The organism is Streptomyces sp. NPDC102451 (assembly GCF_044765485.1).
Classification (GTDB): Bacteria; Actinomycetota; Actinomycetes; order Streptomycetales; family Streptomycetaceae; genus Streptomyces.
Genome location: NZ_JBIWKD010000023.1, coordinates 11,049 through 25,598, shown reverse-complemented (window position 1 = coordinate 25,598; position 14,550 = coordinate 11,049). Strand labels below are relative to the sequence as shown.

The window sequence follows — 14,550 nt, the reverse complement described above, 5'->3', positions numbered from 1 at the left end:
CGTTTCCCTCATCGGAAACAGCGGGCCGAACGGCCACGCGACAGAGATGAAGGAGCTCACGATGCAGAAGTTCGACACCCCCTCCACGGTCTCCGCGGTCCTGGACATCCCCGCCGGCCGCATCCGGTTCATCGCAGCGGACCGGGCCGACACCACGGTCGAGGTCCTTCCCGCGGACGCCACCAAGAGCCGCGACGCGAAGGCGGCCGAACGCACCACGGTCGAATACGTCGACGGCGTCCTGCGGATCGAGGCCCCGCCGGCGAAGAACTCTGTCCTCGGCAGCTCCGGATCCCTCGAGGTGACCATCCAGCTGCCCGCCGGCTCCCGCATCGAGGCGAAGACGGCCGCCGCCGAGATCCGGGGCGTCGGACGACTCGGCGACGTCGCCTTCGAGGGCGCCCAGGGCACGGTCAAGCTCGACGAGACCGACAGCGCCCGCCTCACCCTCCTCGCCGGCGACATCTCCGTCGGCCGCCTGGGCGGACCCGCGCGGATCAGCACCCTGACGGGCGACATCAACATCGGCGAGGCCGTGCGCGGCACGGTCGAACTGCGCACCCAGCAAGGCGCGGTGTCGATCGGCGCCGCCCGCGGAGTCTCCGCCTCCCTGGACGCCGGCACCACCTACGGCCGTATCCGCAACACGCTCCGGAACACCGAGGGCGGCGCCGCCGGCCTCGACATCCACGCGACCACCGCCCACGGCGACATCACCGCTCGCAGCCTCTGAAAGGGCAACTCCCATGACCAGCTTGGCCATCGCAGCGAACGGGCTGCGCAAGTCCTACGGTGACAAGGTCGTGCTCGACGGCGTCGACCTGTCCGTCCCCGAAGGAACGATCTTCTCCCTGCTCGGCCCGAACGGCGCCGGCAAGACCACCGCCGTGAAGATCCTCTCCACCCTGATCAGCGCCGACCCGGGCTCCGGCGACATCCGCATCGGCGGCCACGACTTGGCGACCGACCCGCAGGCGGTGCGGGCCGCGATCGGTGTCACGGGGCAGTTCTCCGCCGTCGACGGCCTGATCACCGGCGAGGAGAACATGCTCCTCATGGCGGACCTGCACCACCTCTCCCGCAGCGAGGGGCGGCGCACCACCGCTGAACTGCTGGAGCGCTTCGACCTGGTCGAGGCCGCGAGGAAGCCCGCCTCCACCTACTCCGGCGGCATGAAGCGCCGTCTGGACATCGCCATGACGCTGGTAGGCGGCCCGAGGATCATCTTCCTCGACGAGCCGACCACCGGCCTCGACCCCCGCAGCCGCCACACCATGTGGGGCATCATCCGCGAACTCGTCTCCGACGGCGTCACCGTCTTCCTCACCACCCAGTACCTGGAGGAGGCGGACGAACTCGCCGACCGGATCGCGGTGCTCCACGACGGCAAGCTCGCCGCCGAGGGCAGCGCCGACGAACTCAAGCGGATCGTCCCCGGCGGACACATCCGGCTCCGCTTCTCCGACCCCGGCGCCTACCGGTCCGCCGCCTCCTCCCTGGGCGAGGTCACCCGGGACGACGAGGCACTCGCGCTGCAGATCCCCAGCGACGGCAGCCAGCGGGAACTGCGCTCCGTCCTCGACCGGCTGGACTCGGCCGGCATCGAGGCGGACGAACTCACCGTGCACACCCCCGACCTCGACGACGTCTTCTTCGCCCTGACCAGCAGCACCAGCATCCCCGACCAGCCCAAGGAGACCGTCCGATGAGCTCCCTCTCCCTCGCCGTACGCGACTCGGCCACCATGCTGCGGCGGAACCTGCTGCACGCCCGGCGCTACCCGTCCCTCACCCTGAACCTGCTGCTCACCCCGGTCATGCTGCTCCTGCTCTTCGTGTACATCTTCGGCGACACGATGAGCGCGGGCATCGGCGGCGGAGACCGCTCCGACTACATCGCCTACATCGTCCCCGGCATCCTGCTGATGACGATCGGCTCCACCGTGGTCGGCACCGCCGTGTCCGTCTCGGGGGACATGACCGAGGGCATCATCGCCCGCTTCCGCACCATGGCCATCCATCGCGGCTCCGTGCTCTTCGGACACGTCGCCGGCAGCGTCCTGCAGGCGATCACCAGTGTCGTGCTCGTCGGTGCCGTCGGCGTCGCCATGGGCTTCCGCTCCACGGACGCCACCGTCCTGGAATGGCTGGCGGCGTTCGGACTGCTGGCGCTGGTCTCCCTGGCCTTCACCTGGATCGCGGTCGGGATGGGCATGGGCAGCCCCAACGCCGAGGCGGCCAGCAACAACGCCATGCCGCTGATCCTCCTGCCGCTCATCTCGAGCGCCTTCACCCCGGTCGAGTCGATGCCCGGCTGGTTCCAGCCGATCGCCGAGTACCAGCCCTTCACCCCGGCCATCGAGACCCTGCGAGGACTCCTCCTCGGTGCGGAGATCGGCAACAGCGGGTGGATCACCATCGCCTGGTGCCTGGGCCTCACCGTCCTCGGCTACCGCTGGTCGAAGGCCCAGTTCGACCGCGACCCGAGGTGACCCGGCCCGCTCTTCAACTCCTGGAGGAGCTCAGCTGTTCACGCACCCACGCATGACCAGGATTGACGTGAGGCCGGCCGTCCACGAAGACGGTCGGCACCGTCTCGTTCCCGTCGTTGACCTCTCGGACCGCCGCCGCACCGGCCGGGTCACGCCAGATGTCGACCCAGTACAGCCGGCGGGCGCCGCGGCCCAGCCGGATCCGCAGTCGCATGCAGTACTTACACCCCGGCCGCCAGTAGACGACCGGCCGGCCATCGGCCGCGCTGCGGCGCTGTGCCTCCAGCGCACCGATGGACCGCGGAAAGATCAGGGGCGAGTTCACGCCCGCGAGCAGCACGAACACCAGCAGGAACACGACGGCTCGGCCAGGGCTCCCCTGGGAGATCTGCCCGGCCGCGACGAGCGAGCCGCACAGCACCAGCAGTATCGGCAACATCCACGCGCGCATCATGGTGACGCAGGCTATCCCCGCTCAGGAACCGTCCGCTCAGGGGCTCTTGACGATCACGCGCTCCGCGCCGGGTATCCCCTTGTCCCACCAGTGTCCATAGCGCCCGTAGACCGCCGGATCACGACCGGCGAGCAGCGTGGACAGCTTCTCCGCCTCCTCGGTCAGCCCCTGCCACGCCGCCTTGCCGAGCGCGTGGAAGGCGGTCAGTTCGAGCCCGCCCCCGGCCACGCGCCACACCCCGGCGACCTGCCCGTCCACGAGCAGGCAGGGCAGCACATCGCCGTTGCGGCGGACGACCAGCGGCCGGTACTCCTCGGGCACGACCCGGCCGGCACCGGCATGGGACAGCAGCGTGCTGTCCCACATCGGCAGAAGCCGCGGCGGAGCCGGGGTGTCCTCAGGGGGCACGGTGGCGTCCGCCAGGTCGTACAGGACGGCGCGGCCGGGGCCCGCCACCCGCACCACCCGGCCGTCGAGCTCGTTCAGTGCCTGGGTGATCGGCGGGCGGTCCAGCATGGTGAACCGGGCGAAGTCCTGGGCCGACGCCGGCCCGAACGCCCGCAGATGGGCGAGCAGCAGCCGCCGCACCCCGGCAGCCGCTTCCTCCCGCGGAACAGCCGTGGGCGCGGCGAGATAGCTGTTGCGCTGCGCGAAGGACCACGGGCCGCCGGCCGGCGCATGGTGCACGGGCGCGTACGTGCGCAGCGCCCACCACACGCGGTGCGCGTGCTCGCCGAACCGCCCCGCGAACTCGCTCTCGACCTCGGCGCCCGTACGCGGCCGCTCCAGGAACCCCGCGATCTCCGGGAGCAGCGCGTCCGCTTCGGTGTCCGTCAGCCCGGTCGCGGTGAAGCGGCGGTCGTACAGCCGCGACGACCGCAACCGGCCCACCATGGCCGCGTGGTACGGCGCATAGTCCTCGGCGTGGACGGCGTGCAGCGTGATCCGCATGAGGGACGCCTTCACGACCCGGCGCTCCGCGAACGCCGCGTCGAGGTCCTCGGGCGCGAAGTCCCGCACCCGGTTCCACAGCGCCAGGTACGGCGACGCCGGTGACTGCGCCTGGAGCGCGCAGACCCGCCGCACCGCCTCCGCCACGTCGAGGCGCCGGCGTTCGAGCAGGAGCTGACGGTCCAGGGTGGCCAGAACGAGCCGGCGGGCAGTGAGACTCATGGCCCGGGATTATGCCCTCGGACCCGGCGACCCGGCGGCCCGTCGGCCCGTCGGCGCGGCCGCTGGGTAGCGTCGTTCCCATGACCACTTCCGAGACCGGAACACGACACATCGGCATCCACATCGACCGCTCCGCCGACGAGGTCTACGCCTACGCGTCGGACCCGTCCCACCTGCCCGAGTGGGCGGCGGGGCTGAGCTCATCGGTCGAGGAGGGCAGCGACGGGCGGTGGACCGCCGACTCCCCCATGGGGCGGGTCGTGGTCGACTTCGCGCCCAGAAACGACTTCGGCGTGCTCGACCACCACGTCACGCTGCCGACGGGCGAGACCGTCCACAACCCGGTACGGGTGATCGCCGACGGCACCGGCTGCGAGGTCGTGTTCACCCTGCGCCGCAGGCCGGGCATGAGCGCCGAGGAGTTCCGGCGCGACGCGGACGCCGTGTCGGCCGACCTCACCACGCTCAAGCGCCTCACGGAACGGACCTGACACCCCGGTCCTGTCAGTGGCGCGCCCTAGGGTTTCCGCATGGCGACCCTCCCGAACCAGCTGTCCCGGCTCACGATCCCGGCAGGCACACTCGTGGACACCACGGGCGACGGACCGTGGCACGAGCCGCTGCTCTGGTACGCCGACGAACCCGCGCAGCCGGGTGAGTGGGCCCGGCTGCGGACCACCGGCCGCCCGCTCGGCCTGCTCCCGGTCCTGATAGAAGGCGACGGACACGACGAGGGCCCCCAGGACTGGGGTCTCCTGCCGGCCGATACGACCTACCCGGGTGACCACGACGCCGAGGACGTCCTCAGGGAGGCCTGGGAGGCGTACGCCGAGGACGACCCGGAGGAATCCGCCCGGTGGCCCGGACTGGCGCCCGCCCCCGCGGCGAGCACCTCCGGCGCACCGGACGAACTGGCCGCCGATACGGCCGACATACTCGCGGACACGGCACGACCGGCGCTCGTACCCGCCCGGCGCAGCGCCGACATACCGGCGGCGATCGGCTGGGCGGGCCCGCTGAACCACGAGAGCGACGTGGCCCGGCTGTGCGCGGTGCTGCGCTCCTGGGAGGACCGGTTCGACATCAGGGTCGTCGCACTCGGCTTCGCCACCATGAAGGTGTCCGTGGGCCGGCCGCCCACCACCGAGGCGGAGGCGCACGCCCTGGCCGCCGAGCACTTCGCCTTCTGCCCGGACACCGTCGGCGCCCGGCTGCCGCAAGGGCTGCGCGCGTACGCCGGATCGCGCCTGCTGGGACAGGAGGTCTGGACGTTCTGGTGGGACTGAGCCCGCCCTGCCCGGGTCCGGTGACCTCGGACGGGCCGCGGAGGACCGCGCTCCCCTTGGGTCCGTCCCCCACGCGAGCTACACGCAGGTGTCCACCGTGAGGTGACGATTCGCCAACGCCGGATCCGTAGCGTTCGAGGCGCCGCGGCACCCCGGTCGCGGAACCGGCGAAGGAGCACTCATGAGGTTCATCTGGCAGCTGTTGGCCGTCGCGGCGGTCTCCGCGATCGGCGGTCAGGCCGTCGCGGCCGTGGAGGACAACCCCTGGCTCCAGCTCGTCCTGGGGCTGCTGACCGCCGTACTCGCCGTACTCGTCTACGGATGGGTGGTGCGGCGGACCGAGCACCGCCCGTCCACCGAGGTGGCCCGCGAGGGTGCGGCGCCCGCGTTCGGCCGGGGACTGCTCATCGGCTTCGCGATGTTCGGCGCCGTCGTGACCAACATCTTCTTCAACGCCCACTTCGAGATCGACGGGCTGGGCTCACCCGCCGGGGCCGTAGGACTGCTCGGCTTCATGGCGGCCGCCGCCGCGACCGAGGAAGTCCTGTACCGAGGCGTCCTGTTCCGCATCATCGAGGAACGCACCGGCACCTGGATCGCGCTGGTCCTGACCTCAGTGGTGTTCGGCGCCTCCCACCTGCTGAACCCCGACGCCACCCTGTGGGGCGCCCTCGCCATCGCGATCGAGGCCGGCGGCATGCTCGCCGCCGCCTACGCCGCGACCCGCAACCTCTGGGTCCCCATCGGCCTGCACTTCGGCTGGAACTTCGCGGCGGGCGGCATCTTCAGCACCGAGGTCTCCGGCAACGACACCCCGCAGGGGCTCCTGGACACCGCCACATCGGGCCCGACCTGGGTCACCGGCGGCGCCTTCGGCCCCGAAGGGAGCGTCTACACCGTGCTGTTCGGCGTACTGATCACCCTCGGCTTCCTGTGGCTGGCCCACCGGCGCGGCAACCTCGTACCCCGCCGCAGCCGCGCCGACCGGGCCGCGGCCCCCACTACACTTCCCCGGTGACCGGACTTCGGCGGATCCAGGACCTGTGGCGCCGCTCGGGCGCCACGGTCTGGTACGTACCGCTCGCCCTGGGACTGTTCGGCGCCTCGCTGGTCTACCACAGCAACGGGACGGACGTCGGCGGCCTGCCCAACCGCCCCTTCGACGCCCTGGCCGTCGTGGCGATCGCCCTCCAGAGCCTCCCGCTCGCCGGACGCCGCCGGTGGCCGGTCCTCTGCTTCGCCCTGGTCTCGGCCGGCTTCGCGCTCGACCAGCTCCGCGGCTACCACACGCTCGCGGGCATCGCACTGCCCATCGGGCTGATCAGCGTGGCCGCCCAGCTGGAACACCACCGGCGCACCACCGCGATCGTCCTCACCTCCGCGTACGTCCCCCTGGCCCTCGCGCTCGACGCGATCGGCCCGGGCGAACCGCCCAGCGAGTACGTGATGTTCTACCTGGCGGTGGCCCTCGCCTGGGGCGTCGGCATGTGGCTCCGCTCCACCCGGGCCGCGGAGGCCGAGCGCCGCCGCCGCGTGGCCGAGGACACCCGCACCGCCGAGCGGGCCCGCATCGCCCGCGAACTCCACGACGTCGTGACCCACCATGTGACGGCAATGGTCGTCCAGGCCGAGGCGGCACGCTATCTGACCGCCGCGCCCGACCGCCTCGACCAGAGCCTCACCGCCGTCACGGACACCGGCCGGCGGGCCATCACCGACCTGCGGCACCTCCTCAACCTGCTCAACCCCGACCACGGCACCGAGGCCACACCGGCGCCCGTCGGCAGGCTCCTCACGCTCGTCGAACAGACACGCAGGGCCGGGCAGCCGGTGGAGTTCACGGAGGAGGGCACCCCCGCCGAATCGACCGGCAGCGCCGACCTCGTCGCCTACCGGGTGGTACAGGAATCCCTGACGAACGCCCTCAAGTACGCTCATGGCAGCGCCACTTCAGTCCACGTGCGCCACTGCGACAGGGAGATCACCGTGGAGGTGAGCACGGACGGCGCCGGCTCCAAGGCCCCCCTCACCGGCGGAAGCGGACGGGGCCTCGCCGGTCTCCGCGAGCGCGTCGACGTGCTGGGCGGCGACTTCAGCGCGGGCCGGCAACCGGACGGCGGCTTCGCCGTCCGCGTCCGTATACCTGCCGGGAGTCCTTCGTGACCCAGCCGATCCGCGTCGTGATCTGCGACGACCAGGTGCTGATCCGCACCGGACTCTCGACGATCGTCGACGCCCAGCCCGACCTGGAGGTGGCGGGCGAGTGCGGGGACGGACGGTCCGCGGTCGACCTCGCCCGGAAGCTGCGCCCGGACGTCGTGGTGATGGACATCCGCATGCCGGTGCTCGACGGCATAGCGGCCACCCGCCTGCTGGCCGGCGCCGGAGTCGAACACCCCGTCAAGGTGCTCGTGGTGACGACGTTCAACCTGGACGAGTACGTCTACGAGGCGCTGCGCGCCGGCGCCAGCGGATTCCTCCTCAAGGACGCACCGCCGGACCGGCTGCTGCAGGGGATCCGGACGGTGGCGGCCGGAGCGGCCCTGCTGGACCCCGACGTGACACGCCAGCTCGTCGGCAAGTACGCCGCCCGGATCCGCCCCACCGACGACAACGGACCGGACATCCCGCTGACCCCCCGCGAACTGGAAGTCCTGCGCCTCATCGCGGACGGCCTCTCCAACAACGAGATCGCCGCGTCCCTCGTGATCAGCCGGGAGACGGTGAAGACCTTCGTCTCCCGGATCCTCACCAAGCTCGGCCTCCGCGACCGCGTCCAGGCGGTCGTCTACGCCTACCGCCAGGGCCTGGTGTCCTGAGAGCCCAGGTCAGCGCCCCAGCTTCTGCGCGACCTCCGTCGCCCAGTACGTCAGGATCATCCGCGCCCCCGCGCGCCGGATGCCCGTCAGGCTCTCCAGGATCGCCGCGTCCCGGTCGATCCAGCCCTTCTCCGCGGCCGCCTCGATCATCGCGTACTCACCGCTGATCTGGTACGCCGCGACCGGCACGTCCACCGCGTCCGCGACCTTGGCGAGGATGTCCAGGTAGGGGCCGGCCGGCTTGACCATGACCATGTCGGCGCCCTCCTCCAGGTCCAGCGCCAGCTCGCGCAGCGACTCCCGGATGTTCGCCGGGTCCTGCTGATACGTCTTGCGGTCGCCCTTCAGCGAGGAGCCCACCGCCTCACGGAACGGGCCGTAGAAGGCGGAGGAGTACTTCACGGTGTAGGCGAGGATCGACACGTCCTCGTGACCGGTCTGGTCCAGCGCGTCGCGGATCACCCCGACCTGGCCGTCCATCATCCCGCTGGGCCCCACCACATGGGCGCCCGCGTCGGCCTGGACCTGGGCCATCTCCGCGTACCGCTCCAGGGTGGCGTCGTTGTCGACGCGGCCGTCCCCGGTCAGCACGCCGCAGTGGCCGTGGTCGGTGAACTCGTCCAGGCACAGGTCGGACATGACGATCAGGTCGTCGCCCACCTCTTCCCGGACCGCGCGCAGCGCGACCTGGAGGATGCCGTCCGGGTCCGTCCCCGCCGTGCCCCGCGCGTCCTTCTTCTCGTCCAGCGGCACACCGAAGAGCATGATCCCGGAGACCCCGGCCGCGACCGCGTCGACGGCGGCCTTCCGCAGCGTGTCCAGGGTGTGCTGCTGCACGCCCGGCATGGCCGAGATGGCGACCGGGGCGTCGATGCCCTCGCGCACGAACGCGGGCAGGATCAGGTTCGCCGGGTCGAGCCGGGTCTCGGCGACCATGCGCCGCATGACGGGGGTCGTCCGCAGTCGGCGGGGGCGCGAACCGGGGAAGTTTCCGTAATCGGTCATCCTTCGAGACTAGACCCGCACACATCACCGGTTTACCGACACCCGAGCCGGAAAAAGCAGCCCGTGAAACGGCTCGGGCCCGGCCGCCCCGCGAGGGAGCGACCGGGCCCGTACATCCGTCACGACCCTCAGGTCGTCGACCGGCGACGCCGCGCACCAGGGCGCCGTTCGCTCGGCCGGGTCACCGGGTCACCGGCCTCCTTGGCCGCGTCCCGGCGCTGCGCGCCGAAGTCCGCCAGCGCCTGGGCCAGCTTGTGGACCGACGGCTCCGGGGACAGCACGTCGACCCGCAGGCCGTGCTCCTCGGCGGTCTTCGCCGTGGCGGGACCGATGCACGCGATCACCGTCACGTTGTGCGGCTTGCCCGCGATACCGACCAGGTTGCGGACGGTCGAGGACGAGGTGAAGAGCACCGCGTCGAAACCGCCGCCCTTGATCGCCTCCCGGGTGTCGGCCGGCGGCGGCGAGGCGCGGACCGTGCGGTACGCGGTGACGTCGTCGACCTCCCAGCCCAGCTCGATCAGCCCGGCCACCAGGGTCTCCGTGGCGATGTCGGCACGCGGCAGGAACACCCGGTCGATCGGGTCGAAGACCGGGTCGTACGGCGGCCAGTCCTCCAGTAGACCCGCCGCCGACTGCTCGCCGGACGGCATCAGGTCAGGCTTCACACCGAAGTCCACCAGAGCCGCACCGGTCTGCTCACCGACCGCCGCGACCTTGATCCCGGCGAAGGCGCGGGCGTCGAGCCCGTACTCCTCGAACTTCTCCCGCACCGCCTTCACCGCGTTGACCGAGGTGAACGCGATCCACTCGTAGCGGCCCGTGACCAGGCCCTTGACCGCGCGCTCCATCTGCTGGGGCGTACGCGGCGGCTCGACGGCGATCGTGGGGACCTCGTGCGGCACCGCACCGTACGAACGCAGCTGGTCGGAGAGCGACGCCGCCTGCTCCTTCGTACGCGGCACGAGCACCTTCCAGCCGAACAGCGGCTTGGACTCGAACCACGCGAGCTGGTCGCGCTGGGCGGCGGAGCTCCGCTCCCCGACCACGGCTATGACGGGCAGGTGCCCGTCCGGCGACGGGAGGACCTTCGCCTGCTTCAGGACCTGGGCGATCGTCCCGAGGGTCGCCGTCCAGGTCCGCTGGCGCGTCGTCGTCCCGGCGATCGTCACCGTGAGCGGGGTGTCGGGCTTGCGGCCCGCCGAGACCAGCTCACCGGCGGCCGCGGCCACCGAGTCGAGCGACGCGGACACGACGGCCGTCGCATCGCTCGCACCGACCTCGGACCAGCAGCGGTCCGACGCCGTACGCGCGTCGACGAAGCGCACATCGGCGCCCTGCGCGTCACGCAGCGGCACACCGGCGTACGCGGGCACACCGACCGCGTTCGCGATGCCGGGCACGACCTCGAAAGGCACACCCGCGGCAGCGCAGGCGAGCATCTCGGCACCCGTGTTGCCGTCCAGGCCGGGGTCGCCCGTGACGGCGCGCACCACCCGCCTGCCGCCCTTCGCTGCCTCCATGACAAGATTGGCGGCATCCCTGAGAACGGGTACTCCGGCGGGTGTTGACGCCGTGTCAACAACCGTCAGCTCAGGCGTGCTCACCCCTGCCCGCGCATGGCAGCGAACGACGTCGAGAACGTCCGGTTCGGCTACAAGGACGTCCGCGCTCGCGAGCGCCTCGACAGCGCGCAGAGTCAGCAGTCCCGGGTCGCCGGGACCGGCGCCGAGGAAGGTGACATGCCCTGAAGCCAGGACAGGGAAGTCGGATACGACAGGGCCGGTGGGGCTCAAAGTGCTCGCTCCCCCATAAGACCGGCCGCACCCTTGGCAAGCATCTCGGCCGCGAGCTCGCGACCGAGGGCCGCCGCGTCGTCGTGCGACGTGGGGACGGGACCGGTGATGGACAGCTGCACCAGGGAAGTGCCGTCGGTCGAACCGACGACACCGCGCAGGCGCAGTTCGTTGACAACCTGCCCGTCGGCCAGGAGGTCGGCCAGCGCACCCACAGGTGCGGAACAGCCGGCCTCCAGGGCGTTGAGCAGGGCGCGCTCGGCGGTCACGGCGACCCGGGTGTACGGGTCGTCGAGCTCGGCGAGTGCTGCGGCGAGGTCCGCGCTGCTTTCAGCGCATTCGACCGCCAGTGCTCCCTGGCCGGGAGCGGGCAGGACGGTGTCGACCGGCAGGAAGCCGGTGACCTCGTCCGTGCGTCCGAGGCGGCTGAGCCCGGCGGCGGCGAGTACCACCGCGTCCAGCTCCCCGCTCCGTACAAAACCGATGCGCGTATCGACATTGCCGCGGATCGCGACGGTCTCTATCTCGAGGCCGTGCGAGCGGGCGTACGCGTTGAGCTGCGCCATGCGGCGCGGCGAGCCGGTGCCGATGCGGGCACCGGGCGGCAGCTGCTCGAAGGTCAGCCCGTCCCGCGCCACCAGTGCGTCGCGCGGGTCCTCGCGCGTCGGCACCGCGGCCAGGACGAGACCCTCGGGCTGCGTGGTCGGCAGGTCCTTCAGCGAGTGGACGGCGAAGTCCACCTCGCCGCTCAGGAGCGCCTCGCGGAGAGCGGCGACGAACACACCGGTCCCGCCGATCTGCGCCAGGTGCTCCCTGGAGACGTCCCCGTACGTGGTGATCTCGACGAGCTCGACGGCGCGCCCGGTCACCTCGCGGACCGCATCAGCGACCATGCCGGACTGCGCCATGGCGAGCTTGCTGCGCCGGGTGCCTAGCCGGAGCGGTGTCGTGGTCTCCCCGCCCAGGGGTGAGTTGTCGGTCATGACCGCCCTCTATTCGGGTCGTTCAGGTCTGCCCGGGAGACGGCGGCCACCGTCTGCGGGTCGAGGTCGAAGAGTTCCCGCAGCGCATCGGCGTACCCGGCGCCGCCGGGCTCGCTGGCGAGCTGCTTGACCCGCACGGTGGGCGCGTGCAGGAGCTTGTCGACGACGCGGCGCACGGTCTGCGTGATCTCGGCGCGCTGCTTCTCGTCCAGGTCGGGGAGGCGTCCGTCGAGCCGCGCGATCTCGCCGGCCACCACATCGGCGGCCATGGTGCGCAGGGCGACGACGGTCGGGGTGATGTGGGCGGCGCGCTGGGCGGCCCCGAAGGCGGCGACCTCGTCGGCGACGATGGTGCGCACCTGGTCCACATCGGCGGCCATCGGGGCGTCCGCGGACGCCTCGGCGAGCGACTCGATGTCGACGAGGCGCACACCGGCGACGCGGTGGGCCGCTCCGTCGATGTCACGCGGCATCGCGAGGTCCAGCAGGTGCAGCCGGGCGGGCCCGGTGACGGCCGGACGCACGGGCACCCGGCGCACGGCCCGGTCCTGCGCGGCAGCGGTGGCGGAACCGTTCTCCACCCACGCCGCGTGCTGGTCCAGCTCGTCGGACAGGGCGGCGGGGGCCTCGGGCAGCTGCTCCGCGGTGTCGAAATCGACCCCGAGCGCACCGGCGACGGCCTCCGCGGTCAGGACCAGCCCGGTCGCGCCCGTACAGGACACGACGACATCGGCACGTGTCAGTTCGTCCGTGACACCGGCCATGGCCACGGCGCGCGCCGTCGGGACACCGGCCTGGCCGAGGATCTCGACGAGCCGGTCGGCACGCGCCCGGGTCCGGTTGGCGACGACGATCTCGTCGACGCCGGCCCGGGCCAGGGTGGCCGCGGCGAGCGAGGACATCGAGCCCGCGCCGATCACCAGGGCCCGCTTGCCGGCCGCCCACGCGGTGACCTCGGCGCCGTCGGCCAGCTGCTCCAGGCCGAAGGTGACGAGCGACTGCCCGGCCCGGTCGATCCCGGTCTCGCTGTGGGCGCGCTTGCCGACCCGCAGGGCCTGCTGGAAGAGGTCGTTCAGCAGACGGCCGGCGGTGTGGAGCTCCTGCCCCAGCGCCAGCGCGTCCTTGATCTGGCCGAGGATCTGGCCCTCGCCGACGACCATCGAGTCCAGCCCGCACGCCACCGAGAAGAGGTGGTGGACGGCACGGTCCTCGTAGTGCACATAAAGATAGGGAGTGAGCTCGTCCAGCCCGACCCCGCTGTGCTGCGCGAGGAGGGTCGACAGCTCGGCGACACCCGCGTGGAACTTGTCCACGTCCGCGTACAGCTCGATGCGGTTGCAGGTGGCCAGGACCGCGGCCTCGGTCGCGGGCTCCGCGGCGAGGGTGTCCTGAAGCAGCTTCGTCTGGGCCTCGACCGCCAGGGACGCCCGCTCCAGTACGGAGACGGGGGCGCTGCGGTGGCTCAGTCCTACGACCAGGAGACTCATGCCGGCATCACGGCGGGCATGTCCCCGTCAGGTCCCTTCCGGCCGGTGGGGGTGGCGCGCATCGGCGGCGCCTCCTCCTCGTCGGTGTCCACGGCCGCCCTGCCGTCAGCAGCGGCCTCCTCGCCGGCCTTGCGCTGCTCGTGGAAGGCGAGGATCTGCAGCTCGATCGAGAGATCGACCTTGCGCACGTCGACGCCGTCGGGCACGGAGAGCACCGTCGGCGCGAAGTTCAGGATGGAGGTCACACCCGCGGCGACGAGCCGGTCGCAGACCTGCTGGGCCGCGCCCGGCGGGGTGGTGATGACACCGATGGACACACCGTTGTCGCTGATGATCCGGTCCAGGTCATCGGTGTGCTGCACGGCGATCCCGGCCACGGGCGTGCCCGCCATCGCGGGGTCGGCGTCGATCAGCGCGGCGACCCGGAAACCACGGGAGGCGAAACCGCCGTAGTTGGCGAGCGCGGCGCCGAGGTTACCGATACCGACGATCGCGACCGGCCAGTCCTGGGTGAGCCCGAGTTCGCGCGAGATCTGGTAGACGAGATACTCGACGTCGTACCCGACACCGCGCGTGCCGTAGGAGCCCAGATAGCTGAAGTCCTTGCGCAGCTTGGCGGAATTGACTCCCGCCGCCGCGGCGAGTTCCTCGGAGGAAACCGTGGGAACCGAGCGCTCGGAGAGCGCTGTCAGTGCGCGGAGATACAGCGGAAGCCGCGCGACGGTGGCCTCGGGAATTCCTCGGCTACGGGTCGCCGGTCGGTGAGTTCGGCCAGTTGCCACGGTGCTCCTGCGGGATGAGCGGGGCTGCAGGCGGCCGTATGTCCTATGACCGCCCCGTCGACAGCAGGCTATGTCTTTGTGAACGCGTGCACAAAGATAGTGTCCGTTTTGTCTGGTCAAAGTGACCGGGGTCACGCATATTCCCTGCGCGATCCCGGAACCGGGGACACCACCGGCCCGTTGCAGGCCCGAAGGGGGCAAGACGGTACACACTCCTCAAGTCCACGCCCCCGAGACCACTCAAAACGCCCATGATGTTAACCGGGTTTCACCG

The 14,550-nt window shown here is 71.6% G+C and carries 15 protein-coding genes; 8 read left to right on the top strand and 7 right to left on the bottom strand.

The window, feature by feature from the left end:
• The first annotated feature begins 61 nt into the window (after positions 1–61).
• Genes ACIRD8_RS33520 through ACIRD8_RS33510 form a run of 3 tightly spaced genes read left to right on the top strand, consistent with a single transcriptional unit; the run spans position 62 to position 2,491 of the window.
• On the top strand, positions 62–733 hold the full coding sequence (locus tag ACIRD8_RS33520; RefSeq protein WP_404000143.1) for a hypothetical protein: 672 nt from the start codon (positions 62–64) through the stop codon (positions 731–733).
• 13 nt (positions 734–746) lie between these two features.
• Positions 747–1,709 carry an ATP-binding cassette domain-containing protein gene (locus tag ACIRD8_RS33515; RefSeq protein ID WP_404000140.1) on the top strand — a complete coding sequence of 321 codons (963 nt, stop codon included), beginning with the start codon at positions 747–749 and terminating at the stop codon, positions 1,707–1,709.
• Entirely contained in the window at positions 1,706–2,491 is a 786-nt protein-coding gene (locus ACIRD8_RS33510) for an ABC transporter permease (RefSeq protein ID WP_404000138.1), read from the top strand. Before ACIRD8_RS33515 ends, ACIRD8_RS33510 begins: the two co-directional genes overlap by 4 nt.
• A 13-nt stretch (positions 2,492–2,504) precedes the next feature.
• Here ACIRD8_RS33510 and ACIRD8_RS33505 read toward each other — a convergent pair whose 3' ends face one another.
• Both ACIRD8_RS33505 and ACIRD8_RS33500 read right to left on the bottom strand, forming a co-directional pair.
• Positions 2,505–2,945, bottom strand: a complete 441-nt coding sequence (locus tag ACIRD8_RS33505; protein ID WP_404000135.1) for a glutaredoxin domain-containing protein — start codon at positions 2,943–2,945, stop codon at positions 2,505–2,507.
• Between the two features lie 36 nt (positions 2,946–2,981).
• Complete coding sequence (locus ACIRD8_RS33500; RefSeq protein ID WP_404000132.1) at positions 2,982–4,118, bottom strand: winged helix DNA-binding domain-containing protein; 1,137 nt, start codon at positions 4,116–4,118, stop codon at positions 2,982–2,984.
• Between the two features lie 80 nt (positions 4,119–4,198).
• Between ACIRD8_RS33500 and ACIRD8_RS33495 the strand changes: the two genes are divergently transcribed.
• From ACIRD8_RS33495 to ACIRD8_RS33475, 5 genes are all read left to right on the top strand, one after another.
• Positions 4,199–4,609 carry an SRPBCC family protein gene (locus ACIRD8_RS33495; protein WP_404000129.1) on the top strand — a complete coding sequence of 137 codons (411 nt, stop codon included), beginning with the start codon at positions 4,199–4,201 and terminating at the stop codon, positions 4,607–4,609.
• 39 nt (positions 4,610–4,648) lie between these two features.
• On the top strand, positions 4,649–5,404 hold the full coding sequence (locus ACIRD8_RS33490) for a DUF4253 domain-containing protein (RefSeq protein WP_404000126.1): 756 nt from the start codon (positions 4,649–4,651) through the stop codon (positions 5,402–5,404).
• A 181-nt stretch (positions 5,405–5,585) separates the two neighbouring features.
• Positions 5,586–6,422: a lysostaphin resistance A-like protein gene (locus tag ACIRD8_RS33485; RefSeq protein WP_404000123.1), complete on the top strand. Its 837-nt coding sequence runs from the start codon at positions 5,586–5,588 to the stop codon at positions 6,420–6,422.
• Positions 6,419–7,567 carry a sensor histidine kinase gene (locus ACIRD8_RS33480; protein WP_404000119.1) on the top strand — a complete coding sequence of 383 codons (1,149 nt, stop codon included), beginning with the start codon at positions 6,419–6,421 and terminating at the stop codon, positions 7,565–7,567. Before ACIRD8_RS33485 ends, ACIRD8_RS33480 begins: the two co-directional genes overlap by 4 nt.
• Positions 7,564–8,223, top strand: coding sequence for a response regulator (locus ACIRD8_RS33475; protein WP_404000116.1), 660 nt, complete (start codon positions 7,564–7,566; stop codon positions 8,221–8,223). The genes ACIRD8_RS33480 and ACIRD8_RS33475 overlap by 4 nt, the downstream gene beginning before the upstream one ends.
• 9 nt (positions 8,224–8,232) lie before the next feature.
• Here the strand turns inward: ACIRD8_RS33475 and hemB are convergent, their stop codons facing one another.
• The 5 genes from hemB to ACIRD8_RS33450 all read right to left on the bottom strand — a co-directional run bounded on the left by hemB (position 8,233) and on the right by ACIRD8_RS33450 (position 14,276).
• Complete coding sequence (gene hemB / locus ACIRD8_RS33470) at positions 8,233–9,228, bottom strand: porphobilinogen synthase (protein ID WP_404000113.1); 996 nt, start codon at positions 9,226–9,228, stop codon at positions 8,233–8,235.
• A gap of 128 nt (positions 9,229–9,356) precedes the next feature.
• Positions 9,357–11,024, bottom strand: coding sequence for a uroporphyrinogen-III synthase (locus ACIRD8_RS33465; RefSeq protein ID WP_404000110.1), 1,668 nt, complete (start codon positions 11,022–11,024; stop codon positions 9,357–9,359).
• A complete protein-coding gene (gene hemC / locus ACIRD8_RS33460; protein WP_099177653.1) occupies positions 11,021–12,007 on the bottom strand; it encodes a hydroxymethylbilane synthase in 987 nt (328 codons plus the stop codon). Before hemC ends, ACIRD8_RS33465 begins: the two co-directional genes overlap by 4 nt.
• Positions 12,004–13,494 carry a glutamyl-tRNA reductase gene (locus ACIRD8_RS33455; RefSeq protein WP_404000108.1) on the bottom strand — a complete coding sequence of 497 codons (1,491 nt, stop codon included), beginning with the start codon at positions 13,492–13,494 and terminating at the stop codon, positions 12,004–12,006. Before ACIRD8_RS33455 ends, hemC begins: the two co-directional genes overlap by 4 nt.
• Positions 13,491–14,276: a redox-sensing transcriptional repressor Rex gene (locus tag ACIRD8_RS33450; protein WP_404000105.1), complete on the bottom strand. Its 786-nt coding sequence runs from the start codon at positions 14,274–14,276 to the stop codon at positions 13,491–13,493. Before ACIRD8_RS33450 ends, ACIRD8_RS33455 begins: the two co-directional genes overlap by 4 nt.
• Between the last annotated feature and the right edge of the window lie 274 nt (positions 14,277–14,550).

Bases quoted from the DNA above. Each gene is read 5' to 3' on its own strand.
- ACIRD8_RS33520 (WP_404000143.1), top strand. From the start codon at position 62: ATGCAGAAGTTCGACACCCCCTCCACGGTCTCCGCGGTCCTGGACATC.
- ACIRD8_RS33515 (WP_404000140.1), top strand. From the start codon at position 747: ATGACCAGCTTGGCCATCGCAGCGAACGGGCTGCGCAAGTCCTACGGT.
- ACIRD8_RS33510 (WP_404000138.1), top strand. From the start codon at position 1,706: ATGAGCTCCCTCTCCCTCGCCGTACGCGACTCGGCCACCATGCTGCGG.
- ACIRD8_RS33505 (WP_404000135.1), bottom strand. From the start codon at position 2,945: ATGATGCGCGCGTGGATGTTGCCGATACTGCTGGTGCTGTGCGGCTCG.
- ACIRD8_RS33500 (WP_404000132.1), bottom strand. From the start codon at position 4,118: ATGAGTCTCACTGCCCGCCGGCTCGTTCTGGCCACCCTGGACCGTCAG.
- ACIRD8_RS33495 (WP_404000129.1), top strand. From the start codon at position 4,199: ATGACCACTTCCGAGACCGGAACACGACACATCGGCATCCACATCGAC.
- ACIRD8_RS33490 (WP_404000126.1), top strand. From the start codon at position 4,649: ATGGCGACCCTCCCGAACCAGCTGTCCCGGCTCACGATCCCGGCAGGC.
- ACIRD8_RS33485 (WP_404000123.1), top strand. From the start codon at position 5,586: ATGAGGTTCATCTGGCAGCTGTTGGCCGTCGCGGCGGTCTCCGCGATC.
- hemB (WP_404000113.1), bottom strand. From the start codon at position 9,228: ATGACCGATTACGGAAACTTCCCCGGTTCGCGCCCCCGCCGACTGCGG.
- hemC (WP_099177653.1), bottom strand. From the start codon at position 12,007: ATGACCGACAACTCACCCCTGGGCGGGGAGACCACGACACCGCTCCGG.
- ACIRD8_RS33455 (WP_404000108.1), bottom strand. From the start codon at position 13,494: ATGAGTCTCCTGGTCGTAGGACTGAGCCACCGCAGCGCCCCCGTCTCC.